Origin of the sequence: Flavobacterium xinjiangense, from assembly GCF_900142885.1 — a bacterium.
In the GTDB taxonomy this organism is placed as follows: Bacteria; Bacteroidota; Bacteroidia; order Flavobacteriales; family Flavobacteriaceae; genus Flavobacterium; species Flavobacterium xinjiangense.
Map to the genome: position 1 here is coordinate 19,242 of NZ_FRCL01000004.1, position 24,092 is coordinate 43,333.

The following is a 24,092-nucleotide window of genomic DNA, read 5'->3' on the forward strand; positions in this document are numbered from 1 at the left end:
AATTTTCTTCGTTATATAGTCCAAAAATATAATTCTGTTATGCTTTTTTCTACCTTTGAAAAACAAAAAAACACAAGACTAGTTCACATGATTACAAAAGCAACTTCAGAAGACGTTTCTGCATTAAATATATTAATCAATTCAGCGTATCGTGGGGAATCTTCCAAGAAAGGATGGACTACGGAAGCCAACTTGTTACAAGGACTGCGAACTACTGAACAAGAACTTGCTGAAACCATCGGTAATACTAATAGTGCAATTCTAAAATTTACGGACAAAGAAAATATTATAGGCTGCGTTTTACTAATTAAGAAAGAGCAGCAGTTGTATTTAGGAATGCTAACGGTTTTGCCAGATTTACAAAACAGCGGTATCGGAAAAAAATTATTGCAAGAGGCTGAAATTCACGCTGTCGCATTGGGTTTACCTAAAATTGTAATGACGGTAATTTCCGTTCGGGAGGAATTGATAGCATGGTACAAACGTCATGGTTATACAGATACCGGAGGAAGAGTACCATTTCCGGCAAGTGATGTTCATGTTCCAATCTCAGAACAGCCTTTGGAATTTATTGTGTTAGAGAAAAAAATAACGTAATTTCATTATCCCAAAAATGGTCAACTGGTTATAAACAAATCTTAATTCAAAATGAAAAATAGCAACAAAACACTAGTAATAAAAGATTTAAAGGAAAAATCAGTTCTGGTTTCCAGAGAATTTAATGCTCCGCTTGAAAAAGTGTGGCGTTCTTACACCGAAAGTGAATTACTGGAACAATGGTGGGCGCCACAACCTTGGAAAGCCGAAACTAAAACAATGGACTTTTCAGTTGGTGGATATTGGTTGTACGCTATGGTAAGTCCTGAAAATGAAAAACACTGGGGACGAATGGACTATACTGCAATAAGACCTCACGAAAGCTTTGAAATCAAAGATAGTTTTTGTAATGAAGAAGTAAATGTAAACACTTCCCTACCCGTTTCAACTGGATCAATTGTTTTTACTCAAACAAACAATGGTACTTTGGTTGAATTCAAGATGATTTATTCAAGTGAAGAAGAAATAAAGACCATTATAGAAATGGGCTTTGAGCAAGGTATTATTGCTTGCCTTGAACAATTGGAAAAGTTGTTTCAAGAGAATAAAATCTAGCGATAAGCAAAATTTCTCTTAATCTTCGGCTGCTCGCGTAAGGGATTGCGGCGGCATCCCACGCTTTTTAGCGTGGATAGAGCCAAAAGCCCGACCCCAAAGCTGAAGATTCGTGAATATAAAACGGGATTTTCTGCTTTGGGGTAACGCCCAAATTATAATCGACTATTTTTGAGTTTATATTCTCCCTACAAAACCATTTCCTCAAACAATCGTTGCGTTGTTTGTTCCAAATCATCACAAAATCCCGGATGCGGTCTTGAGGTTTGAATGGCCGAACTTCGAATAGCGGTCAACCAACGGAAACGTGACGGAATGTCGAATTGTGCTATCGGTCCACCCGATTTTTCCCCGTGTCCCACTTTCCCAAATGCTTCGAGATTTAGATGCAATTGTTCCAAATCTAATTCTCCTAAAAAAGGCAACAGTTTGGCTTCATTAATCGAACAGAGAACTTTTATAAATTTGGCTTTTTTACAAAAAAGAATAATACCCACATTGAGGAATTCTTCGCGTTCTACCCTTGGTACAACTCGGATTACGGCATACTCATATAAGTGTTTCTCTTGCATTTTGGGCTTCATTTATAAAAATTTCAGAATGTTTTAAGCGTATGGATAAAAACTGGAAATAGACGTCCCGAATAGCTTCGGGAGTTTCATTAGAATCTTCCCATTCTAACCATTCCAGCGGAATTAGATTCACAATGGATTGCAAAACTTCGTCAGTTAATATTTCTTTGAATATTGCATCGGTTTCTTTTAGCAAAGAAGCCTGAGGCAATAATACGTGGTCTTTTATAAGTGCAAAAGGACTTTGCGCATGTTTTTCCCAATTGGTCCAAGAATGATGAAAATAAAAACTTGCGCCATGATCAATCAGCCACAATTCCTTATGCCAAATCAGCATGTTGGTATTTCTAAAAGTTCGATCTACATTAGTGATAAAAGCATCCAGCCAAACAATTTGTGAGGCTAATTTTGGATCAACCACAGTAACTACCGGATCAAAAGTGATTGCTCCCGATAAAAAATGCAAAGCCAAATTAAGTCCCTGACTTCCTTGAAGCAAGTCCTGAATTTCTTCATCGGCTTCTGAGCGGCCGAAAGCTTCGTCGAGATTGGCATAAACCAATTCAGGCATTTTTAGGTTTAAAACACGGGCGATTTCACCGCCAATTAATTCGGCGATTAAGGCTTTTACACCGTGTCCGGCACCTTTGAATTTCAATACATATTTAAAATCGTCATCGGCTTCAGCGAGTGCAGGTAAGGAACCGCCTTCCCGCAACGGAGTGATGTATCGAGTAACATTTACGGTTCTAAGATTGGGTATTTTTTCCATAATCAAATTGGATAAAGCTATTTTGCTTGAATACAAACTTACAAATAAGTAGGATGAATTTAATTACAATTTTGTAGAATGATTGTGTACAATTTGTCAGGAATGACAAATGCAAAACAAAAACTAATCCTTATTTTCTAAACTCAAATAGGCTTTCCCAATATTCGCAATAACATCAGAAGCAATAAAGGATTGGTAACCGGTTTCCGGCAACGCTATATCTGCAGTTAGACCGTGGAGATAAACGCCAAGAATTGCAGCATTTATTGGTTCATAGGATTGAGCCAATAAACTGGTAATCATTCCGGTCAAAACATCTCCGCTTCCTGCTGTGGCCAAAGCAGCATTTCCTGTGGTATTTTCGTAGATTGTATCACCATCAATAATATGTGTTGGCGCTCCTTTCATGACTATTATAAGTTGGTATTGTTTTGAAAAAGCCATCGCTTTTTCGAATTTTTCAAGTTCTGAATTCCACTTCCCTATTAGTCGCTCCAATTCTTTGGGATGTGGCGTAATTATGGTTTTGGGTGATAATAAAGAAAGCCATTCTTTGTTTTTGGATAAAATATTTAAAACATCAGCATCAATTACCAAAGGTGTTTTATTGCTTTTAAGGAATTCATGAAAGGCTTTTTGGGTGGCTTGTTCCTGCCCTATTCCTGGCCCAATTCCGATGGCTTGCGGTACAATATCGAAAGTGATATTTGAGATAAATTTTTCTTGAACATCACTCAATACCATCACTTCGGGAATAGAGATTTGTACAATTTCATAACCGCATTTTGGAATAAAAGCAGTGACTAAACCGCAACCAGTTTTAAGAGCAGCTTTGGACGAAAGGCAAACCGCACCAATTTTACCATAGCTTCCGCCAATTAATAAAGCATGACCTTGAATTCCTTTGTGGGTGTGCTTATCAATGGGTTTATAGCGTTTTAGAATTTCTTTTTTGTCAATATAAATGGGATTCATCGTAGGATTTGTTTGTCTAAAATTACGAATTATAAACGGAATTTAATGATTCTAATTATACAATTTGGCATTGCATAAAACGGAAGGTTAAAGCTATTTCGGCTTCAGGATTGGATAAATCTATTGAAACACTTTTGTTATTCTTTTAAAAAAGAATACTTTAGTGTCTTAGAATTACTACTAAAAATAAACCAATGAAAAAAACATTATTTTTATTACTGTTAGCCGGACTTGTAAATACTTCCTATGCCCAAGAATCCGGTACTCCACCTAAAGAAACAAAAGCAGTAGCAAAAGAGAATAATTCTGCTTCCAATCTTGTTTTCAATCCTGATCAAAATGTTGTTACCGACCATACGACGACCATAAAAGGACAAAGAGTTCCATACAAAGCGACCACTGGTACCATGCCGGTTTGGGATGAAGATGGAAAAGCAATTGCAGGATTATTTTATACGTATTATGAACGCTCCGATGTTAAAGATCGCGCTTCTCGCCCGTTGGTAATTTCTTTTAATGGCGGTCCCGGTTCTGCTTCCGTTTGGATGCAAATTGCTTACACTGGTCCTAGTTTACTAAATATTGATGATGAAGGATATCCTTTACAGCCTTACGGAATCAAAGAAAATCCTTATTCTATTTTAGATGTTGCTGATATCGTTTTTGTAAATCCTGTTAACACTGCCTATTCCAGAGCAACTAGCAAAGAGATTCCAGCGACTAAATTTTTTGGTGTAAATGCGGATATTAAATACTTGGCCGATTGGATTGGCGGATTTGTAACGCGCACGAATCGCTGGGCTTCGCCTAAATATCTTATTGGCGAAAGCTACGGCACAACTCGTGTTTCCGGATTGGCGCTACAATTGCAAAACAATCAATGGATGTATCTTAACGGTGTTATATTAGTGTCCCCAACGACATTAGGAATAACTCGTGGCGTGGCTGCAGATGGAGCGCTTAAACTCCCGTATTTTGCAGCTACAGCATGGTATCATAAAATGTTACCTCCCGATTTACAGAATAAAGATTTGACAGATATGTTGCCTGAAGTAGAAGATTTTACCATCAACGAACTTCTTCCTTCGTTAAGCAAAGGCGGTTCACTTGACGAGCAGAAGAGAAAAGAAATAGCTGCAAAAATCGCACGCTATTCTGGTATTTCGCAAAAGGTGGTGATGCAAAATAATCTAGACGTTCCTTATAATTATTTCTGGAAAGAATTATTGCGCGATAAAGGTTTTACGGTAGGAAGACTGGACTCCCGTTACAAAGGAATTGATCGTAAGGATGCAGGAGAAGGTCCTGATTTTAATGCTGAACTAACTTCTTGGTTGCATTCCTTCACACCGGCAATCAACATGTACATTCGCAATGATTTGAATTACAAAACCGATTTCAAATACAATATGTTTGGTTCCGTAAGTCCGTGGGATAAATCAAATGATGAAACAGGTGAAAATCTGCGCCAGGCAATGGCACAAAATCCTTATTTGAATGTTATGGTTCAGTCTGGTTATTATGATGGCGCTTGTGATTATTTTAATTCGAAATATAATTTATGGCAAATGGATCCCAGCGGAAAGCTAAAAGACAGAATGAGTTGGAAAGGCTATCGAAGCGGACACATGATGTACTTAAGAAAAAAAGATTTAGAAACAGCTAATGAAGATATTAGAACATTTATAAAAAATTCATTACCAAAAGCAGGAGAATCAGCAAAGTATTAAGACTGTGACTTTTGGCTAAAAAAGACAGATCAAACCTATTTTTGATTTGTCTTTTTTTGTTTAATGACGCATCGTACTTTTTAAATAAAGAAAAGAATTGAGAAACAAATGCCCTAGCCCAGATTAGAATGGAAAGCCCACAGTCAAGCCTTTTTAGGCGAGACGAGAACTTGAAATGGAAAGCTGGAAATAGCTCCTAAAAAAAATTATCAGTTTAGGATTCTGTATTATTTCGAAAACGTTTGAAACTTTAAACTTTGCTTGTCATCGACTTTGTCACTCGAAATAAAAGCAATAAATTAGCGCCATCAAATTTTATACAAAAACACAATGAAAAACACTGCGCTTACGCACATACATGAAAGTTTGGGAGCAAAAATGCTTCCGTTTGCCGGATACAATATGCCTATTTTATATGAAGGGGTGAACGCGGAACATGAAACGGTTAGAAATGCTGTGGGTGTTTTTGACGTGTCGCACATGGGAGAATTCTTGCTTACGGGTCCAAATGCATTGGCTTTGATTCAGAAAGTGACTTCGAATGATGCTTCGACTTTGACAATTGGAAGAGCGCAATATTCTTGTTTGCCAAATAATGACGGCGGAATTGTAGATGATTTGATTGTCTATAAAATGAAAGAAGAGCAGTATTTATTAGTTGTAAATGCGTCGAATATTGATAAAGATTGGGATTGGATTTCAGCTCATAATGATTTGGGTGTGGAAATGAGAAACCTTTCGGATGATTATTCTTTATTGGCGATTCAAGGACCAAAAGCGGTTGAAGCGATGCAATCTTTGTCTTCATTAGATTTAGCAGCTATTCCTTATTATCATTTTGAAGTGGGTGATTTTGCCGGAATTGAAAACGTAATTATTTCAGCTACAGGTTACACCGGTTCTGGAGGTTTTGAGATTTATTGTAAAAACTCGGAAGTAGAACAAATTTGGAATAAAGTTTTTGAAGCGGGTGCGGCTTTTGGTATTAAACCAATTGGATTGGCGGCTCGTGATACGTTGCGTTTAGAGATGGGTTTCTGTTTGTACGGAAATGACATTAATGACACAACCTCTCCTCTTGAAGCTGGTTTGGGTTGGATTACAAAATTCAATAAAGAATTCACCAATTCAGAAAACCTGAAAAAACAAAAAGAAGCCGGAGTTACTAAAAAATTGGTTGCTTTTGAAATGCAAGAACGTGCGGTGCCAAGACATGATTATGAAATTGTGAATGCTGCCGGAGATGTAATTGGAATTGTGACTTCAGGAACGATGTCACCGTCTATGAATAAAGGAATTGGTTTAGGTTATGTAACTGTTGAAAACAGTCCGGTTGACAGCGATATTTTCATTAGAATCCGTAAAAATGATGTTCCTGCCAAAGTGGTAAAATTGCCTTTTTACAAGAAATAAATTTTAAATGAAAAGATTTTCACTGGTAATATTCTTGACTACATTCTCACTATTTGGTCAAAATAGCGCTACCACTTGTGAAAAACTTTCCAAAATAAATGCGTTGATACAACGCGAGCATGTTAATCCAAAACCGGTAGACGACAGTTTATCGGTTTTTGTTTTTGACAGTTTTATTGATAAAATGGATCCTTCCAGAAACATTTTTCTGAAATCAGAATACGATATTCTTTCTAAAAAATACCGATTAAATATTGATGATTTCATCAAAAGCAACGATTGTTCTTTTCTGACTGAAATATCGACTGTTTACAAAAAGGACCTTTTGAGAAATAAAGCTATTTTAGAAAAAATTAATAGGGAACCAATCGATTATGAATTGAAAGATACGATTCGGTTTTATAAAAAAGCTTTCCCCATTTATTTGTTGGATAACCAAGTGGAAAAAGTTTGGCGAAAAAAAATCAGATATCAAATTCTGGATGATATTTCGCAAACCAGCAAAAATCTGGATTCCATTAAAGCCAATTTTAGTTCGATAGAAGCTTTAGCCAAAAACATCGTCATTCAAAATGAACTTTGCAGAATAAACACCATTTTGCAAAATGACACCGATTTCGAAGAAAACCTTTATAATGACTTTTGCAGTTATTTCGATCCGCATACTTCTTATTTCAGTGATGATTCTAAGTCCAGTTTTGTAGCTTCTTTATCAAAAGAGCATTTATCACTGGGACTAAATGTAAGTTTAAATGAAAAAAGTGAAATTATTGTAGATGAATTAGATCCTAACGGACCCGCATTTTTAACTGGAAAGATTAAAAAAGGAGATCAAATCATTTCGATTTCGAACCAAAAGGAAACTTTATTAGTTACCTGTGCATCGTTAGAGTCTATTTCGAATATGATTTTGTCAGAGGCTAATAAAAACATTGTGCTGACCTTGAAACGTAAGGCGGGAAAAAACTTTGATGTCCTTGTAGAAAAACAAGTAATAAAGGATGAAGAAAACACGGTTTACAGTTTTATCATTGAAAAAGACATCAAAATAGGATATATAAAAATTCCAAGTTTTTATGCTGATTTTGAAGATAACAACAGCAAAGGATGTGCTCAGGATGTAGTAAGAGAAATAATCAAATTACAAAAAGATAATATCAAAGGATTGGTTATTGATTTGATAGATAATGGCGGCGGATCGATGGAAGAAGCTATAAAACTGGCAGGAATCTTTGTAGACCGTGGTCCTATTTCCGTTGTTATTGACAAAGATAAAATCCAAACATCAATAGAAGATCCATTTAAAGGAATGTTTTATAAAGATCCAATTGTGATACTTGTAAATGGAAATTCAGCTTCAGCGAGTGAATTTTTTGCTGCTACTCTTCAGGATTACAATAGAGCTTTATTGATAGGAAGTACAACTTTGGGAAAAGCAACTATGCAAACGATTCTTCCATTAGAGGAAAATGATAAGGAGAATTTTGTAAAAGTAACGGTGAATAAATTTTATAGAATTACAGGAAAAAGCCATCAAAGTGTGGGTATATCTCCTAATGTAATGCTCCCAGAAATTTATGAAACCATCTTCCAAAAAGAAAGCAACTTTCCAACTGCTTTAAAAAATGACAGTATTACTACTTACATTAAATTCAAGCCGTACTTTAAAAATAGTCTGACTGAAAAAATAGTAAAAAATAGCAATGAAAGGATTGCAAACGATTCCTATTTTAATACTATTAAGACCTTAAATAAAAGGATAGATAATCTAGTTAATCAAACAAGAACAGCAATACCTGTAAATGTTGATGCCGTTTTTGAAGAACAAAATAATGTCACCAACTTATGGGATGATATTACTTTTTTTAATGCAAAAAGTATTGATTTGAATGTTTACAACTCGAATTTAAATAAATATCTTCTTGCCATTCACCCTATGGAAAAAACGTACAATCAATTCCAATTAAATGCTTTGAAAACAAATCATTATTTGAAAGAAGCAATTACTATAATTGAAGATTTTAATACATTTAAATAAAAAAATAATAGACCAAATCATCTTTAATTGATGAAAAGAATTTAAATTGATTTTGGTAAAATAACTAATAGCTGTATTTTTGCAGCTCAAAATAAAAAATTAGCAATGGGAAGAGCGTTTGAGTTTAGAAAAGGTAGAAAAATGAAACGTTGGTCAGCAATGGCTAAAGCATTTACCAGAATTGGAAAGGATATCGTGATGGCCGTTAAAGAAGGTGGTCCAAATCCGGAAGCTAATTCAAGATTAAGAGCAGTTATCCAGAATTCAAAGGCTGCAAATATGCCTAAAGAAAATGTGGAACGTGCCATTAAAAAAGCAACTGATAAGGATACTGCCAACTATAAAGAAGTTTTGTTTGAAGGATACGCGCCTCATGGGATTGCAATTCTTGTGGAAACGGCAACAGATAACAATAACAGAACTGTTGCGAATGTTAGAAGTTATTTTAACAAATGTAATGGAACAATGGGGACTCAGGGTTCAGTAGAATTTATGTTTGACCATACTTGTAATTTCAGAATTCCAGCTAACGGAATTGATCCGGAAGAATTAGAATTAGAATTAATCGATTTTGGTGCTGAGGAAGTTTTTGAAGACGAAGATGGTATTCTAATTTATGCTCCATTTAATAGTTTTGGAACAATTCAAAAAGAATTGGAAAGCAGAGGTCTTGAAATCCTTTCTTCTGGTTTTGAAAGAATTCCTCAAATCACTAAAGCATTAACGGAAGCTGAAGTAGCTGATGTTGAGAAACTAATCGAAAAATTAGAAGAAGATGATGACGTAATGAACGTATATCATACGATGGAAGAGGCATAAACTTCATTTCCAATTATAAATAAAACTCTGGCTCCGGCTGGAGTTTTTTGTCTCAAATTGTACGCATTTAATAGTAAGCCCATGTTATTTCTCATTTTAAGTATTCTCTGTAGCGTAACTGTAGGGGTCATTTTCAAAGTCGGCCGAAAATACATTTTAAATACATCCCAAATAGTTGCGTGGAATTATGTGTTTGCCCTGCTGCTTTGTTATTTCTTTTATAGCCCTGATTTAAGCGCAATTGACACATCAGCACCCTGGAGTATTTATATTCCGCTAGGGATTTTATTACCCACTGTATTTTTGTTTTTAGCGGCTTCCATCAAACACATGGGAATAGTAAAAACAGATGCTGCGCAACGCCTTTCCCTCTTTATTCCTATTATAGCTTCGCTGTTTATTTTTAGAGAGGAATTTAATAACCTCAAAATTATAGGACTTTTGGTAGGTTTTCCTGCATTATTATTAATTCTATCTAAAGAGTCTAAGAACACAAACAACAAATGGATTTATCCAGCAGTCGTGTTAGTGGGTTTTGGAGCAATAGACATTTTGTTCAAACAAATCGCCCTAACTACTAGTTTGTCTTTTACAACTTCGCTATTTCTTGTTTTTGGCATTTCGCTCCTCTTAATTTTGGCAGTAGTTCTTTACGAAATAGCGTTTAAAAAAGTCCAGTTTAAAAGTAAAAATGTTCTTTTTGGAGCCCTTATAGGAGTTTTTAATTTTGGAAATATTTTATTTTATCTTAAAGCACATCAGGCTTTCGCCAAAAATCCATCTACAGTATTTGCTGCAATGAATATGGGCGTGATCATTTTAGGAAGTCTCACAGGCATATTTTTGTTTAAAGAAAAATTAAACACTAAAAATTATGTAGGTCTACTTTTTGCCTTAGTTGCTATTTTGCTTATTACCTTTTCTCAAGTCCTTTAATTAATAAATCAATATACTTATTAGATACTATTTTTAATTGGTATATTACCTGCTTTATAAATACAACTTAAATAAGAGACTAAAATTAAATGGAGCAGCATTTGCAAATGAGTATCCTCTAATATTATTTTTGATGGTTGCAAGTTCATTATATTTGTAGAATTTTTGCTAAATGTGACACAAAAAAAAATCTTTGAAGCATCGTGATAAAATGAATAGAACATTGTTGCTTCAAATAAAGAATACAAAATTGAAAAATCAGCCTTTTATGATGATTTTTCAACAGAATATAACCGTTGATTGAATTAATATAGTCAATTAACTAAATATTCCTAATAAAGAATATCGTTCTACGGAACGCTTTAAATTATAACATCTATGACAAACAATATTTTAATTGAAAATCAATATAAAAGAACAAGTTTATTTGAAAAAGAAAATGTAAACTATTTAGTTCGTATTTTAAAAAGATTCAATACCGTACCAAAGATAAATAACATCAATATTATCACCTCAACCCGTGAGCCTGATATTTTCAAAATTGTACCCAATAAATCGATTATAATTGGTTCTTCCTTCTTAGACAAGCCCATATTAGCGTTAGTTTATTTAAGATATGGTATCGAATGGCAGTTATGGTATAAAGCTTTGGATAACGAAAAAAAAGATACTGTATTATGTGATATCGCGGCACTTGAAGTGATCCGAATATTTTATAATTTACTACCTAAAGCTGATAAAGAAAAATTAGAAAATCTTGATTATGTTTTAATTAATTTAATTAAAAATGGTAGCGATTTAAATACTGAATATACATTAAACCACGAAGAGCTGCAATCTTTTCATGGCTTAAAAAATTCAGACCACGAACTTAAAGAATCTTGGAAACCTATTGTTGAAAATCTGGCAAAACCTACAGAATACTTATTGATGTCCGGAGGAGATCTTAGATTGAACATCGACGAAATTCATTTGCTAAATAAGTACGGATGCCGCCCATTCCCAAGACCTGATGCATTTACTTTTGCCTCGTCTACAGCCTCAAGCGTTTCAAATTTTGCTTTTGATAAAACAGATAAAGTTAGAAGTATATTAATTAGAAACAGTTTGAAAAATGGTTTTAAAAATACTACTATCGAGTTTTCTGAATTACTAAAAAACAACCTTAGAAAAATATTCAAATTAAATGAGGAATGCGAAATAATTTTTTCACCATCAGGGACTGATTCTTCACTTCAAATAGCAGCTATAACACAAATTATTTCAGATAAAGAAATTACACATATTCTGGTCGCGTCTGATGAAACTGGCAGTGGTGTTGCTGCGGCCTTAAAAGGATATCATTTTGAAAACACAACAGCTTTAAATTATCCGATAAAAAAAGGTGATAAAATTGAAGGTTTTAGAGATGTTGATTTAATTGAAATCCCTTTTAGAGATGAAAATGGCGCGTTAAAATCTTCTAATCAATTAGATGAAGAAGTATTTAATGCTGTTTCCAGAACCAAAGATCTAGGCAGGCACGTAGTGCTGCATACGATGGATCAATCAAAATTAGGCTATCAATCTCCTAGCGACGATTTTATTAAAAAATTAAATACACTTGAAAATTTATCAATTCAGATAATTGTAGATGGTTCACAGCTTAGATTAGATCCAAAAGACATCCAAAATTATTTAAATAAAGGATATATCGTTACCATAACAGGGAGTAAATTCTTTACAGGTCCTCCATATTGCGGAGCATTAATACTGCCTGAAAATGTCAATAAATTAATTCAATCTGTAAAAACCAAATTGCCCAAAGGTTTAACTAAATATTACAACCATTCCGATTGGCCGACTTCTTGGTTCTGTTCAAATGAATTATCTGATGGTTATAACTATGGTTCCTATATGCGCTGGAATGCTGCCGTAGTTGAAATGGACCGATATTACAAAACACCTATTTTATATCGAAATATGGGTATTGAGATGTTTTGCAATTTTGTTGACGACTCCATCAAAGAGGCCACTTTTTTACAGCCTATTTATGGTGATGAAAACAAAACGAAGTGTTACAGCAGTAAAGAGTTTGGAATAAGAAATATCCGCACCATTTTTCCGTTCTTTATTTTTAAAGACAATGAAGTCTTATCTGTTGAAAAAGTTAAAAAACTTTATACTTTACTAAATTCCGATTTGTCCGATCAGTTTGAAGATTCCTCTTTAGAAATCATCCGACTTGCTGCCCAAAAATGTCATATTGGTCAAGCAGTTAATGTAAAATATACTAATGAAATTGAAAGTGCTATTTTAAGAATTAGTTTGGGTTCAAGAGTTATTTCTGAAAGTTGGGTTAATAGAGATATTAGTCTCTTTTTTAGAAATATAGAATTACAAATGAGTCAGATCACAATCACCATTAAAAAGATAGAATTGATCCTTAGTAATCCTGAATTACTGAAATAGTGTTATGAGAAGTCAAAAAAAAAGTCCCATTTGCATCAGCAAATGGGACTTTTAATTTATAATTGTAAATTCTATTTTATAAATTCTATTTTTTGAGCTTCTTCTTCATTGATGCTGTCAAAGAAACCTTGTTCATTCATCCAGTCGTCACTAAATACTTTACTCATATAACGAGAACCATGATCTGGAAAAATAGCAATTACATTACTGTCTTTGTTAAATTCTCCGTCTTCGGCGTATTGTTTAATGGCTTGCATTACTGCACCAGAAGTATATCCTACAAATAAACCTTCTTTTTTTACAATTTCTCTGGCAGCATGAGCACTTTCTTCATCGGTAACTTTCATGAACTTATCAATAATATCAAAATCTGTTGCAGAAGGAATTAAGTTTTTACCCAAACCTTCTATTCTGTAAGGATAAATTTCATCATTGTCAAACTCTCCTGTTTCATGGTATTTTTTTAATACTGAACCAAAAGCATCTACACCTAAAACTCTAATATTTGGATTTTGTTCTTTCAAGTATTTTGCAGTTCCTGAAATAGTACCACCAGTTCCGCTACAAGCGATAAGATGCGTTATTTTACCATTTGTTTGTTTCCAAATTTCTGGTCCGGTAGATTTATAATGTGCGTCAATATTCAATTGATTAAAATATTGATTGATATATACAGAACCTTTAGTTTCTTCATGTAAACGTTTGGCAACATTGTAATACGAACGCTCGTCATCGGCAGAAACATGAGCAGGACACACATAAACTTTAGCTCCTAAACTACGAAGCATATCTATTTTATCTTTGGATGATTTTGAACTAACAGCAAGAATACAACTATAACCTTTTATAATGCTTACCATTGCTAAACTAAAACCAGTATTCCCAGATGTAGTTTCAATTATGGTGTCGCCAGGAGATAAAATACCTCTCTTTTCAGCCTCTTCAATTATGTATAAAGCAATTCTATCTTTAGAAGAATGTCCCGGATTAAAAGCTTCTACTTTAGCATAGAAATTACCTTCTAAATCTTCGGTGACTCTATTTAGCTTAATAAGTGGAGTATTACCTATTAATTCTAATACATTATTATAAGCGTTTATTTCTTCTTTCATAAAAAAATAGTTACTCAAGATTCTTTTTATTTAATCTCGAAACATGGCAAATTTAACAAAAATTTTTGAATTACTTTTTTATTTCTTCTAAATCTAATAAAAAACTGAATTCTTTGGCTAATTCCTTTAAGGCTTCAAATCTACCTGATGCTCCTCCGTGGCCAGCTTCCATGTTTGTATCAAGATATAAAACGGTGTCATTTGTTTTCATGGTTCTTAATTTAGCCACCCATTTAGCGGGCTCCCAGTACTGCACTTGCGAATCGTGAAGACCCGTAGAAACATACATATTAGGATAATTTTGTTTTTTTATATTATCATACGGGGAATAGGATAACATATAATTATAATATTTCTTCTTGTTTGGATTTCCCCATTCATCATACTCACCGGTTGTAAGCGGAATACTATCATCAAGCATTGTAGTTATTACATCTACAAAAGCAACCTGTGCTATAACACCATTATATAAATCCGGTGCCATATTTACCACTACACCCATTAATAATCCACCTGCAGAGCCACCTTCGGCATATAAATGAGCTGGTGAAGTATATTTTTGTTCTATTAAAAATTTGGAACAATCAATAAAGTCTGTGAATGTATTTTTCTTTTTTAATAATTTTCCGTCCTCATACCATTGTCTTCCCAGATCTTCCCCACCTCGAATGTGTGCAATTGCATATATAAATCCTCTATCCAATAACGACAATCTCGTAGAGGAAAAAGTAGCATCCATAGAATGCCCGTAAGAGCCATAAGCATATTGAAGCAATGGATTTTTACCGTCTTTTATTAATTCTTTTCGGTACACCATTGAAATTGGCACTTTTGTCCCATCAGTTGCGGTTGCCCAAATGCGTTCTTCGGTGTAATTATTTTTATCGAATTTACCTCCTAAAACCTGCTGTTCTTTTTTGATTTCTTTCTCTCTGGTTTTCATATTGAAATCAATAACCGAAGAAGGAGTTGTCATTGATTGGTATCCATAACGTAAAATTTCTGTGTCAAAATCAACATTCGTTGTGGTATAAGCGGTATACGTTTCGCTTTCAAAAGGTAAATAATATTCCTCTTCCCCACTCCAAGGCATGATTCGAATTTTATTCAAACCATTCGAACGTTCTTCAACCACTAGATAATTGGCGAAAATTTCGATATCTTCTAACAAGACATCTTCGCGATGCGCTAAAACTTCTTTCCAATTCTCTTTTGAGGTAGCCGTTTCCGGTGTTTTCATCAACTTGAAATTCTCCGCATCATCCGCATTCGTCATTATATAAAAACTGTCTTTATAATGATTAATGCTGTATTCAACTCCTCGAATTCGTTTTTGAAAAATTTCAAATTTTCCATCAGGATTGTCTGCATTTAGAATTCTATACTCAGTGGTTAATGTACTTCCTGACTCAATTGCAAGGTATTTTTTGGATTTGGATTTTGCAATTTCTACATTATAAGTATCATCTTTTTCGAAATAAACTAAAATATCATCAGCTTGTTTAGAACCCAATTTATGTTTGAAAATTTTATCCGAACGCAAAGTAACTTCGTCTTGGCTGGAATAAAAGATCGTTTTATTGTCATTTGCCCAAACGGCACTTCCCGTAACTTTTTCTATTATATCTTCTAAAATTTCGTTGGTTTCCAAGCTCTTAATCTGAATGGTATATATTCTTCTGCCGACGGTATCAAAACTAAAAACAGCTAATTTGTTGTCTGGACTAACACTCAAACCACCCAATTGAAAATAGGATTGGCCTTGGGCCATTTCATTACAATCAAACATGATTTCTTCTTTTGCCGAAAGGCTTTCTTTTTTTCGAGAATAAATAGGATAGTCTTTTCCTTTCTCAAAACGGGTAATATAGTAATAACCATTGTACAAATAAGGAACAGATTCGTCATCTTCCTTTATTCTGGCTTTCATTTCTTCAAATAATTCTTTTTGGAAATCTTTCGTATGAGCAGTCATTTTTTGATAATACTCATTCTCCTTGTTCAAATAATCAATAACTTCAGGATTTTCCCTGTCGTTCATCCAAAAATAATTATCGGTTCTTGTGTGTCCTAAATTTTCTAGTGTTTTAGGAATTATTTTAGCAACAGGTGGTTGTATATTTTCTGACATTTTTATACGTTTTATTTAATATTTGAATTTACAAAAATAGAACAAAGCCGATTTAAAACACGTCGGTTTTTCATCTAATTTAACATTGCTTATTCCTTCAAATGTAGTAATTTCGTATTTCAATAATTTAAAAATTATCAAAATGGATTTAATGGGAATGATGGGAAAACTTAAAGAGACCCAACAAAAAATAGAGGATACAAAAAAACGTCTGGATACCGTACTTATCGATGAGCAAAGTACAGATGGTTTATTGAAAGTAACTTTGACTGCAAACAGAAAAATAAAATCAATTACAATTGACGATACTTTATTGGAAGACAAAGATCAACTGGAAGATTATTTGATTTTAACTCTGAATAAAGCCATTGAAAAAGCGACAAAAACAAATGAAGCTGAACTTGATGCTGTCGCAAAAATGGATATGCCAATGATTCCAGGAATGGATAATTTGTTTAAGTAATAGTATTACCAAGTAATATATGAAATCAATATTGAAATTATTGGCGCTTAATTGCGCCATTTTTTTTGTTTCTTGTAGTGGAGAAACATCAACGGAAGTTAATCAAAACCAAATCAAAGATGATTTTACTTATATAACAGTAAACTCAACAGGGAAAATCAATAAAATTGGAAACAACACTGGTGCCATTTCTTCCTATTCAGAATTTAATGGTGTAAATCCATCTTCCTTTTTAAATTTGAATACTATTTCTTCAAATGCAAATAAAATATTTTTAGTAGAACATCTCCCTCCAAAAGATAAATTGTTTGTTTTTGACAAAAACACTAATTCAACCATTTCAAAAGAATTAATTTATCCAATCGCTATAACAGGAACGGAGCCCACTTTAGTCTCTTTGCAATGGAATGAATTAACCAATCAGTTATTTGCTGTAATTGCCTCTAATCCTAATCTTAACGGGGACGATTTATGTTATTTTGTAACAATTAATCTCGTTAATTTTGAAGTTAATTATACAGGAATTTCTTTTAACCAGAAAGGTTCTTTTTCGACTTTTATAAATGACAACAAATTCTATAGTACTTCTATAAACGACCAGACAATTGAAATAAATCCAGAAAACAACACTTCAAAGCCATTGCGTTTTAACAGTACCAATTCTAGCGTTTTATTTACAAAAGCTGGAATGTCTTCAAACAACATCTTGTTTGGTGTTAAAGCGGCGACAGGGAATGTAATCGGAGTTAGTCTTGTCAAATTTGACTTAACAAGTAACATTACTACAGCTATTTTACCAAACGAAGTATACGGTATAATTAACTCTTCAGGTAAAGGATTTATTGACAAAACAAATAATCAATACGTCAATTATGTAATAAAAGAAAAACAAACCGGTTTATTGAAATACAATATCTCATCTAACTCAACAGAATTTGTAGCCGTAAATAAATCTGGCATAGATAATAACATGATTATTATAGAAAAAGCATCTAACTAAATAAACTTCTTTTAAATTGATTTATTCTAACAATTCCTAAAATAAGCAATTGTCTAAATAAAAAAAAGGTACAAAGTTTTTAACATTGTCAAAAACTTTGAACCTTAAACTTTAAATAAATTTTACAAACTAGAAAATTAATTTTTCTAAAGTTTCCAAAACATATGTATGCATTACTTCTCGATAATCAAGATGCGTGACGATTCTTAATTTTCCATGACCCATAGAACTAATGGAAATATTTTTCTGTTTTAATGTTTCTATCAAAACGGTATCACTAACATTATTTGCCAAAGAAAAGATTAAAATATTAGTTTCAACTGGCTCTACTGATGCGACCCAATTCACTTTTTTCAACACTTCTGCTATTTCTTTAGCTCTTCTATGATCTTCGGTAAGGCGCTCCATATTATGATCTAAAGCATAAATTCCGGCTGCGGCCAAATATCCTACCTGACGCATTCCTCCTCCTAATATTTTTCTGATTCGTAAAGCTCTGTGAATTGTTGCCTTATCAGCCAATAAAACAGAACCAATAGGCGCTCCAAGTCCTTTGGACAAACAAACAGAAATGGTGTCAAACAATTTCCCGAATTGTTTTGGGTCTTGTTTTTTGGCCACCAATGCATTCCAAATTCGGGCTCCATCCAGATGAAACTTCAAATTATTGGCATCGCAAACCTGTTTTATTTTTTGTAAATCTTGCAGTTCATAACAAGCACCACCACCTTTATTGGTTGTATTCTCTACACATACCAAACTGGTTAAGGGACTGTGATAAAACTCCGGATCATTAATGGCTCCCGCAACTTGTTGGGCAGTAATCATTCCGCGATTTCCATCCAATAAACAACAGGAAACGCCGCTGTTAAAAGAAACGCCACCACCTTCGTAGTGATACACATGAGCATATTTGTCGGCTATTAATTGCTCTCCTGGTTGCGTATGTAATTTTATTGCCGTTTGATTTGCCATCGTTCCGGAAGGAAAAAAAAGACCTGCTTCCATACCAAACATTTTGGCAACTTTGGCTTCAAGCTCAATAACTGTGGGATCTTGTTTATATACGTCATCGCCTACTTGGGCATTAAACATATACTGTAACATTTCGTGTGAAGGCTTGGTAATCGTATCGCTAACTAAATTTATTTCCATGTATTTACTTTATATTTATGTTACGGACAAGTTGCGTCTTGTCCCTTCTCAAAATTTTCTTATTTTTGTGCCACAAAATTACATAATTTATGACAACTACCGAACAAATTAAAGGTATTGTAGAGCGCCTTGGTGCGTTGAGGAGGTATCTTTGACGTTGATGCCAAATTAATTGAAATTTCTAACGAAGAAGAAAAAACTTTTGCCCCCAACTTTTGGAATAACGCAAAAGAAGCTGAACTCATTGTAAAGAATCTTCGAAATAAAAAAAAATGGATTGAAGATTACAACAAAGCAGTCGAAATGACTGATGAGTTGCAACTGGCCTATGATTTTTATAAAGAAGGAGAACTTACAACAGAAGAATTAGACGAGCAATACAAGCAAACCCAAGACCACATTGAAGCTATTGAATTCAAAAATATGCTTTCGGACGAAGGGGATACTTTGAGCGCTGTTGTACAAATTACGGCTGGCGCCGGTGGAACGGAAAGTTGCGATTGGGCTGAAATGCTGATGCGTATGTATATGATGTGGGGCGAAAAATACGGCTACAAGATAAAAGAACTGAATTACCAAAAAGGAGAGGCTGCAGGAATAAAAACCGTTACGCTCGAATTTGAAGGGGACTATTCTTTTGGATATTTAAAAGGCGAAAATGGTGTACATCGATTGGTTCGCATTTCCCCTTTTGACAGTAACGCCAAACGTCATACTTCGTTTGCATCGGTTTATGTATATCCGCTGGTAGATGACAGTATCGAAATTGACATTAATCCTGCTGATATTGAAATTACAACTTCACGATCCAGTGGTGCGGGAGGACAAAATGTAAATAAAGTAGAGACTAAAGTACAATTGTTTCATAAACCAACCGGAATTCAAATACAATGTTCTGAAACGCGGTCACAGCAAGATAACAGACAACGTGCCATGCAAATGTTACGATCTCAATTGTATGAAATTGAGTTAAAAAAGAAACAGGCACAACGCGCTGATATCGAAGCTGGAAAAATGAAAATAGAATGGGGTTCACAAATCAGGAATTATGTGATGCAACCCTATAAATTAGTCAAAGACGTTCGAACCGGTCATGAAACCAGCAATGTTGATGGCGTAATGAATGGAGAAATCGATGAATTCTTAAAAGCCTATCTGATGATGATGGGACAACAGGAAGAAGAATAGTATTCAGCTTGCGGTGCTCAGTTTTCAGTGACAAGTGAGTACTTCAAAAGATAAAATAAGTAATAAAATCCCCTTAACTTTCGTTATTCGAAATGTTTGAGGGGATTTTTTTGAATATTATAAGCTCGTTTTCTAGACTGTTGCTGAAGAACTATTTAAAGACCACTTTTCAAAACATCGTAATTACCCATAATTATAGTTGGGTTTAGTTTGGGATCTAACCAATTCACAATCAACTTCATATTTTCCTCATTAATAGCAACACAACCCGCAGTGAAATAAGGCTTTTTTACACCCAAATGAAAAAATATAGCGCTTCCTTTTCCTTTTATTACGGGTTTCGTATTATATTCTATAACCATGCAATACTTGTAGGCATCATTATTCAGAAATAGATTTTCATATGATTTTGCATTGGTAGCACCTCTTACGTATTTATTATAATCAGCCGAATTTGGATCATCAATCCATTTATCTTCTTTAGTGGTTTGTTGGTATTCCAATAATGTAATTAAGTGTTTTTCATAAGTAAATAATTTACCTAAACGAAATATTCCGGTTGGCGACTTGCCGTCACCTTCAATCTTTTTTTGCGGAGGTGCAAAACCATTTTTACCAACACCTACTTCTACCGGATCATATTTCACAACCCAACTCCCCTCTTTCCTCTCTAAAGCAACAAGAAAAGCACTATAATTTTCTGGCTGGTAATTGTACACTACCAACAATTGTTCACAATTTTCTATTTTACTTTTACTATGATCTGCAATTAATAATGCAACTTCAATCATTCTATTATCTGCTTGAGCGGCTATGTTAATACAAAAAAACAGTAAGGCAGGCAAAAATAAAAAACGGTTAAAAAGTTTCATTTATTGTGGATATATTATTCAATTGCTAGTAATAAAGTCGAATTAGGATTGTAAATTCGATTGTAATTTCACCTGCAAACATAGCCAATTTATCGTAAAACCATTACGCAGTTTGAACCCTGTTTTAAAAGCACTACTGTAAAAAAACTAAAGCCATTCGGTCAAAGAAACTGAAACACCTGCCGTTTTTAGCAAATGATTATACTCGATCAGCGTTTCAAGAAAGCTGCATGAATCTTTTTAGAATATATTTTTACGCGATAAAACACAAGATTTAAATTTGAGCATCTACTATAAAACAAGAAGAAAAGAATATAAACAAAGAAATTTTGAATGATAAAGCTATTCATGTACATTATAAATTAACCCGCAAATTGAGGTACAAAATATTTTGTTTTTGAATCGTGTCTTAAATTAGAGCCATTTTAAACTTGTTAAAGAAGTGCGAAAGATTTGGAATTACAACTCGAAATTGTTTTATTTGGTAAAAATACAATACTAAATCCAACTTGTAAGAAATGAAATCCTACACAATTCAAGAAATAAATGAGATTTTAAAAGGAGAGGTAATAGGGAATACTATCCAACACATTACTGCACCTGAACAACTTGAAGCTGCCAATGAATCTGAAATTTCTTTCATTGGAAACAAAAAATATGAAAAGTTTTGGTCTACATCGAAAGCTTGTGTCGCAGTTGTTAATGAAGATATATCTATAGAGCCAGGAGAAGACAGAGCTTTTATAAAAGTAAAAAATGCTGATTTGGCTATGTCTCAAGTTTTAGCCCTTTTTGCTCCACCAGCTCCCGTATTTAATATTGATATTCATCCGACAGCAGTTATAGATGACACCGCTATTATTTGTAATGGTGTTCGAATTGGTGCAGGTTGCTATATAGGACCAAAAGTTGTACTTGGTGACAATACAACAATATATCCTAATGTTACTATTTTAGACGAATGTACTATAGGAAAAAATACTGTAATCTGGTCCGGAACAGTAATTAGAGAGCGATGTCATGTAGGGAACGATTGTATTATACATCCCAATGCGACGATTGGCGCGGATGGTTTTGGCTTCCGTCCTGATCCTGAACGAGGTTTGGTAAAAATCCCGCAAATTGGAAATGTAATTATTGGCAATAATGTTGAAATTGGTGCAAATTCTTGCGTTGACCGAGGAAAATTCAGTTCTACCATTTTAGGAGACGGTTGCAAAATTGACAATTTAGTACAGATCGGTCATAACAGTAAATTAGGCCGTTTTTGTATCATGGCTGGAAACAGCGGATTGGCTGGTTCAGTAACTCTAGGAAATGGGGTAATTATAGGCGGAAGCGCTTCTATAAAAGATCACGTAACAATTGGTGACGGTGCCGTTGTAGGCGCTGGATCTGGTGTAACAGGAGATATTCCAGCTGGAAAAACCATGTTAGGATATCCGGCTGTCGAAGCACGTGATGCATTAAAACAATGGGCAATTTTAAAAAGAATGGTTGCCGATTCGAAAAAATAACTAATCTTAACATTTGTTAAATTCAGAAAAAAACAGAACTTAAATTCTGTTTTTTTGCTATAATACCAATAATATATTCTATTTTCTTTCTAAACTAACAGTGCTTAAAAGATTTATTCAATAATTTTTTTAATTTAGCGCATATTACTTAACACTATTTTATCATGGATTTGAACTTCAATAAAAACGAAGACCACAATAAACTTTTACTTTCAGCATTACGTCAAAAATTAAGCCTTGTTAAATTGGGCGGTGGTGAAAAACGCATTCAAAAATTGCATGGCGAAGGCAAAATGACTGCTCGGGAACGAATCGATTATTTATTGGATCCCAAAGCTAAAAGTATAGAAATTGGTGCATTTGTTGGTGAAGGAATGTATGCAGAGCATGGCGGTTGCCCTTCGGGTGGAGTTGTTGTGAAAATAGGATATATAAGAGGTAAACAATGTATTGTCGTGGCCAATGATGCGACGGTAAAAGCGGGTGCCTGGTTTCCAATTACAGCTAAGAAAAACTTACGTGCGCAGGAAATCGCAATGGAAAATAGATTGCCAATTATTTATTTAGTAGATAGCGCCGGAGTGTATTTGCCTTTGCAAGATGAAATTTTTCCTGACAAAGAACATTTTGGTCGCATTTTCAGAAATAATGCTCTAATGAGTAGTATGGGAATTACACAAATTTCTGCCGTTATGGGAAGTTGTGTTGCCGGTGGAGCTTATCTGCCAATTATGAGTGATGAAGCTCTGATTGTCGAAAAAACAGGAAGTATTTTCTTGGCAGGAAGCTATTTAGTCAAAGCAGCCATTGGCGAAAGCATCGATAATGAAACATTGGGCGGAGCAACAACACACTGCGAAATTTCGGGTGTTACGGATTATAAAGCCAAAGATGACAAAGACGCATTAGATAAAATAAAAAATATAGTTGATAAAATTGGTGATTTCGATAAAGCTGGATATAGCCGAATAAAAGCAGTAAAACCAGCATTAGAAGAAAATGATATCTATGGTATTTTGCCAAAAGCTCGAAATGAACAATATGATATGATGGAAATCATCAATCGTTTAGTTGACAATTCTGAGTTTGAAGCGTACAAAGATGGTTACGGTCAAACTATTATTACTGGTTATGCCAGAATTGATGGTTGGGCAGTTGGAATTGTTGCTAACCAAAGAAAAGTAGTGAAAACTAAAAATGGTGAAATGCAATTTGGTGGCGTAATCTATTCGGATAGTGCGGATAAAGCCACTCGATTTATTGCCAATTGCAACCAAAAGAAAATTCCTTTAGTTTTCGTCCAGGATGTTACCGGTTTTATGGTTGGATCTAAATCAGAACATGGCGGAATCATAAAAGATGGTGCTAAAATGGTGAATGCCGTTTCTAATTCAGTCGTTCCAAAATTCACGGTTATTGTTGGGAATTCTTATGGTGCTGGAAATTACGCCATGTGTGGAAAAGCATACGATCCAAGATTAATTTTTGCTTGGCCAAGTGCTGAATTAGCAGTGATGGGAGGAACACAAGCAGCGAAAGTATTGGCACAAATTGAAGCTTCTTCGCTTAAAGCAAAAGGAGAAATTGTGGATGAAGCCAAAGAGAAAGCTCTTTTTGACAAGATTAAAGCAAGATATGACGAGCAGGTTTCTCCGTATTATGCTGCTTCCAGACTTTGGACAGATGCTATTATTGATCCATTAGATACCCGAACTTGGATTTCTATGGGAATTGAGGCTGCAAACCACTCTCCTATTGAAAAGAAATTTAATTTAGGAGTTATTCAGGTATAAAAA

At 34.2% G+C, this 24,092-nt stretch carries 20 protein-coding genes; 13 read left to right on the forward strand and 7 right to left on the reverse strand.

Translation table 11 applies throughout. The features are described 5' to 3' along the window. The first annotated feature begins 39 nt into the window (after positions 1–39). Together BUC23_RS05745 and BUC23_RS05750 are read left to right on the forward strand one after the other, a co-directional pair. Positions 40–597: a GNAT family N-acetyltransferase gene (locus tag BUC23_RS05745; RefSeq protein WP_244153777.1), complete on the forward strand. Its 558-nt coding sequence runs from the start codon at positions 40–42 to the stop codon at positions 595–597. A 51-nt stretch (positions 598–648) separates the two neighbouring features. After that, positions 649–1,152 carry an SRPBCC family protein gene (locus tag BUC23_RS05750; protein ID WP_073206876.1) on the forward strand — a complete coding sequence of 168 codons (504 nt, stop codon included), beginning with the start codon at positions 649–651 and terminating at the stop codon, positions 1,150–1,152. A gap of 188 nt (positions 1,153–1,340) precedes the next feature. Here the strand turns inward: BUC23_RS05750 and BUC23_RS05755 are convergent, their stop codons facing one another. The 3 genes from BUC23_RS05755 to BUC23_RS05765 form a co-directional block, all read right to left on the reverse strand. Further along, positions 1,341–1,724, reverse strand: a complete 384-nt coding sequence (locus BUC23_RS05755; protein ID WP_073206879.1) for a DUF3037 domain-containing protein — start codon at positions 1,722–1,724, stop codon at positions 1,341–1,343. Then, positions 1,702–2,496, reverse strand: a complete 795-nt coding sequence (locus tag BUC23_RS05760; RefSeq protein WP_073206882.1) for a HipA family kinase — start codon at positions 2,494–2,496, stop codon at positions 1,702–1,704. The genes BUC23_RS05755 and BUC23_RS05760 overlap by 23 nt, the downstream gene beginning before the upstream one ends. A 123-nt stretch (positions 2,497–2,619) precedes the next feature. Then, on the reverse strand, positions 2,620–3,471 hold the full coding sequence (locus BUC23_RS05765) for an NAD(P)H-hydrate dehydratase (protein ID WP_073206885.1): 852 nt from the start codon (positions 3,469–3,471) through the stop codon (positions 2,620–2,622). 194 nt (positions 3,472–3,665) lie between these two features. On the opposite strand from BUC23_RS05765, the gene BUC23_RS05770 reads away from it, so the two are divergent. From BUC23_RS05770 to BUC23_RS05795, 6 genes are all read left to right on the forward strand, one after another. After that, the gene (locus BUC23_RS05770) at positions 3,666–5,201 is read left to right on the forward strand and encodes a S10 family peptidase (RefSeq protein WP_073206888.1); all 1,536 of its coding nucleotides are present in this window, start codon (positions 3,666–3,668) and stop codon (positions 5,199–5,201) included. Positions 5,202–5,531: 330 nt separating this feature from the next. Further along, a complete protein-coding gene (gene gcvT, locus BUC23_RS05775) occupies positions 5,532–6,614 on the forward strand; it encodes a glycine cleavage system aminomethyltransferase GcvT (RefSeq protein WP_073206891.1) in 1,083 nt (360 codons plus the stop codon). Between the two features lie 7 nt (positions 6,615–6,621). Further along, on the forward strand, positions 6,622–8,652 hold the full coding sequence (locus BUC23_RS05780; protein ID WP_073206893.1) for a carboxy terminal-processing peptidase: 2,031 nt from the start codon (positions 6,622–6,624) through the stop codon (positions 8,650–8,652). A gap of 105 nt (positions 8,653–8,757) precedes the next feature. Continuing rightward, positions 8,758–9,471, forward strand: coding sequence for a YebC/PmpR family DNA-binding transcriptional regulator (locus BUC23_RS05785; RefSeq protein WP_073206896.1), 714 nt, complete (start codon positions 8,758–8,760; stop codon positions 9,469–9,471). 81 nt (positions 9,472–9,552) lie between these two features. Next, positions 9,553–10,407 (forward strand): DMT family transporter, encoded by an 855-nt coding sequence (locus BUC23_RS05790; RefSeq protein WP_073206898.1) that lies wholly within the window; start codon positions 9,553–9,555, stop codon positions 10,405–10,407. 378 nt (positions 10,408–10,785) lie between these two features. Then, positions 10,786–12,858 carry a hypothetical protein gene (locus BUC23_RS05795; protein ID WP_073206900.1) on the forward strand — a complete coding sequence of 691 codons (2,073 nt, stop codon included), beginning with the start codon at positions 10,786–10,788 and terminating at the stop codon, positions 12,856–12,858. A gap of 71 nt (positions 12,859–12,929) precedes the next feature. On the opposite strand, the gene BUC23_RS05800 is transcribed toward BUC23_RS05795, so the two are convergent. Together BUC23_RS05800 and BUC23_RS05805 are read right to left on the reverse strand one after the other, a co-directional pair. Further along, a complete protein-coding gene (locus BUC23_RS05800; RefSeq protein WP_073206902.1) occupies positions 12,930–13,970 on the reverse strand; it encodes a cysteate synthase in 1,041 nt (346 codons plus the stop codon). Between the two features lie 70 nt (positions 13,971–14,040). Next, positions 14,041–16,101 carry a S9 family peptidase gene (locus BUC23_RS05805; RefSeq protein ID WP_073206904.1) on the reverse strand — a complete coding sequence of 687 codons (2,061 nt, stop codon included), beginning with the start codon at positions 16,099–16,101 and terminating at the stop codon, positions 14,041–14,043. A gap of 142 nt (positions 16,102–16,243) precedes the next feature. On the opposite strand from BUC23_RS05805, the gene BUC23_RS05810 reads away from it, so the two are divergent. Beyond that, positions 16,244–16,564, forward strand: coding sequence for a YbaB/EbfC family nucleoid-associated protein (locus BUC23_RS05810; protein ID WP_073207717.1), 321 nt, complete (start codon positions 16,244–16,246; stop codon positions 16,562–16,564). A 19-nt stretch (positions 16,565–16,583) separates the two neighbouring features. Further along, entirely contained in the window at positions 16,584–17,564 is a 981-nt protein-coding gene (locus BUC23_RS05815; protein ID WP_073206906.1) for a hypothetical protein, read from the forward strand. A 129-nt stretch (positions 17,565–17,693) separates the two neighbouring features. On the opposite strand, the gene BUC23_RS05820 is transcribed toward BUC23_RS05815, so the two are convergent. Then, positions 17,694–18,719: a threonine aldolase family protein gene (locus tag BUC23_RS05820; RefSeq protein ID WP_073206908.1), complete on the reverse strand. Its 1,026-nt coding sequence runs from the start codon at positions 18,717–18,719 to the stop codon at positions 17,694–17,696. Between the two features lie 89 nt (positions 18,720–18,808). Here BUC23_RS05820 and prfB point away from each other — a divergent pair. Beyond that, a protein-coding gene (gene prfB / locus BUC23_RS05825) for a peptide chain release factor 2 (RefSeq protein ID WP_139259781.1) occupies positions 18,809–19,907 on the forward strand; the annotation gives its coding sequence in 2 pieces (ribosomal slippage) (positions 18,809–18,871 and positions 18,873–19,907; 1,098 coding nt in all). A 155-nt stretch (positions 19,908–20,062) separates the two neighbouring features. On the opposite strand, the gene BUC23_RS05830 is transcribed toward prfB, so the two are convergent. Further along, positions 20,063–20,779: a L,D-transpeptidase family protein gene (locus BUC23_RS05830; RefSeq protein WP_084538305.1), complete on the reverse strand. Its 717-nt coding sequence runs from the start codon at positions 20,777–20,779 to the stop codon at positions 20,063–20,065. A gap of 518 nt (positions 20,780–21,297) precedes the next feature. On the opposite strand from BUC23_RS05830, the gene lpxD reads away from it, so the two are divergent. Then, positions 21,298–22,296 (forward strand): UDP-3-O-(3-hydroxymyristoyl)glucosamine N-acyltransferase, encoded by a 999-nt coding sequence (lpxD, locus tag BUC23_RS05835; protein ID WP_073206910.1) that lies wholly within the window; start codon positions 21,298–21,300, stop codon positions 22,294–22,296. Positions 22,297–22,460: 164 nt separating this feature from the next. Then, complete coding sequence (locus BUC23_RS05840; protein WP_073206912.1) at positions 22,461–24,089, forward strand: acyl-CoA carboxylase subunit beta; 1,629 nt, start codon at positions 22,461–22,463, stop codon at positions 24,087–24,089. Positions 24,090–24,092 lie beyond the last annotated feature (3 nt).

Bases quoted from the DNA above. Each gene is read 5' to 3' on its own strand.
- BUC23_RS05805 (WP_073206904.1), bottom strand. From the start codon at position 16,101: ATGTCAGAAAATATACAACCACCTGTTGCTAAAATAATTCCTAAAACA.
- gcvT (WP_073206891.1), top strand. From the start codon at position 5,532: ATGAAAAACACTGCGCTTACGCACATACATGAAAGTTTGGGAGCAAAA.
- BUC23_RS05770 (WP_073206888.1), top strand. From the start codon at position 3,666: ATGAAAAAAACATTATTTTTATTACTGTTAGCCGGACTTGTAAATACT.
- BUC23_RS05745 (WP_244153777.1), top strand. From the start codon at position 40: ATGCTTTTTTCTACCTTTGAAAAACAAAAAAACACAAGACTAGTTCAC.
- BUC23_RS05830 (WP_084538305.1), bottom strand. From the start codon at position 20,779: ATGAAACTTTTTAACCGTTTTTTATTTTTGCCTGCCTTACTGTTTTTT.
- BUC23_RS05760 (WP_073206882.1), bottom strand. From the start codon at position 2,496: ATGGAAAAAATACCCAATCTTAGAACCGTAAATGTTACTCGATACATC.
- BUC23_RS05815 (WP_073206906.1), top strand. From the start codon at position 16,584: ATGAAATCAATATTGAAATTATTGGCGCTTAATTGCGCCATTTTTTTT.
- BUC23_RS05755 (WP_073206879.1), bottom strand. From the start codon at position 1,724: ATGCAAGAGAAACACTTATATGAGTATGCCGTAATCCGAGTTGTACCA.
- BUC23_RS05780 (WP_073206893.1), top strand. From the start codon at position 6,622: ATGAAAAGATTTTCACTGGTAATATTCTTGACTACATTCTCACTATTT.
- BUC23_RS05800 (WP_073206902.1), bottom strand. From the start codon at position 13,970: ATGAAAGAAGAAATAAACGCTTATAATAATGTATTAGAATTAATAGGT.
- BUC23_RS05765 (WP_073206885.1), bottom strand. From the start codon at position 3,471: ATGAATCCCATTTATATTGACAAAAAAGAAATTCTAAAACGCTATAAA.
- BUC23_RS05790 (WP_073206898.1), top strand. From the start codon at position 9,553: ATGTTATTTCTCATTTTAAGTATTCTCTGTAGCGTAACTGTAGGGGTC.
- BUC23_RS05820 (WP_073206908.1), bottom strand. From the start codon at position 18,719: ATGGAAATAAATTTAGTTAGCGATACGATTACCAAGCCTTCACACGAA.
- BUC23_RS05750 (WP_073206876.1), top strand. From the start codon at position 649: ATGAAAAATAGCAACAAAACACTAGTAATAAAAGATTTAAAGGAAAAA.
- BUC23_RS05795 (WP_073206900.1), top strand. From the start codon at position 10,786: ATGACAAACAATATTTTAATTGAAAATCAATATAAAAGAACAAGTTTA.
- BUC23_RS05785 (WP_073206896.1), top strand. From the start codon at position 8,758: ATGGGAAGAGCGTTTGAGTTTAGAAAAGGTAGAAAAATGAAACGTTGG.
- BUC23_RS05840 (WP_073206912.1), top strand. From the start codon at position 22,461: ATGGATTTGAACTTCAATAAAAACGAAGACCACAATAAACTTTTACTT.
- lpxD (WP_073206910.1), top strand. From the start codon at position 21,298: ATGAAATCCTACACAATTCAAGAAATAAATGAGATTTTAAAAGGAGAG.
- BUC23_RS05810 (WP_073207717.1), top strand. From the start codon at position 16,244: ATGGATTTAATGGGAATGATGGGAAAACTTAAAGAGACCCAACAAAAA.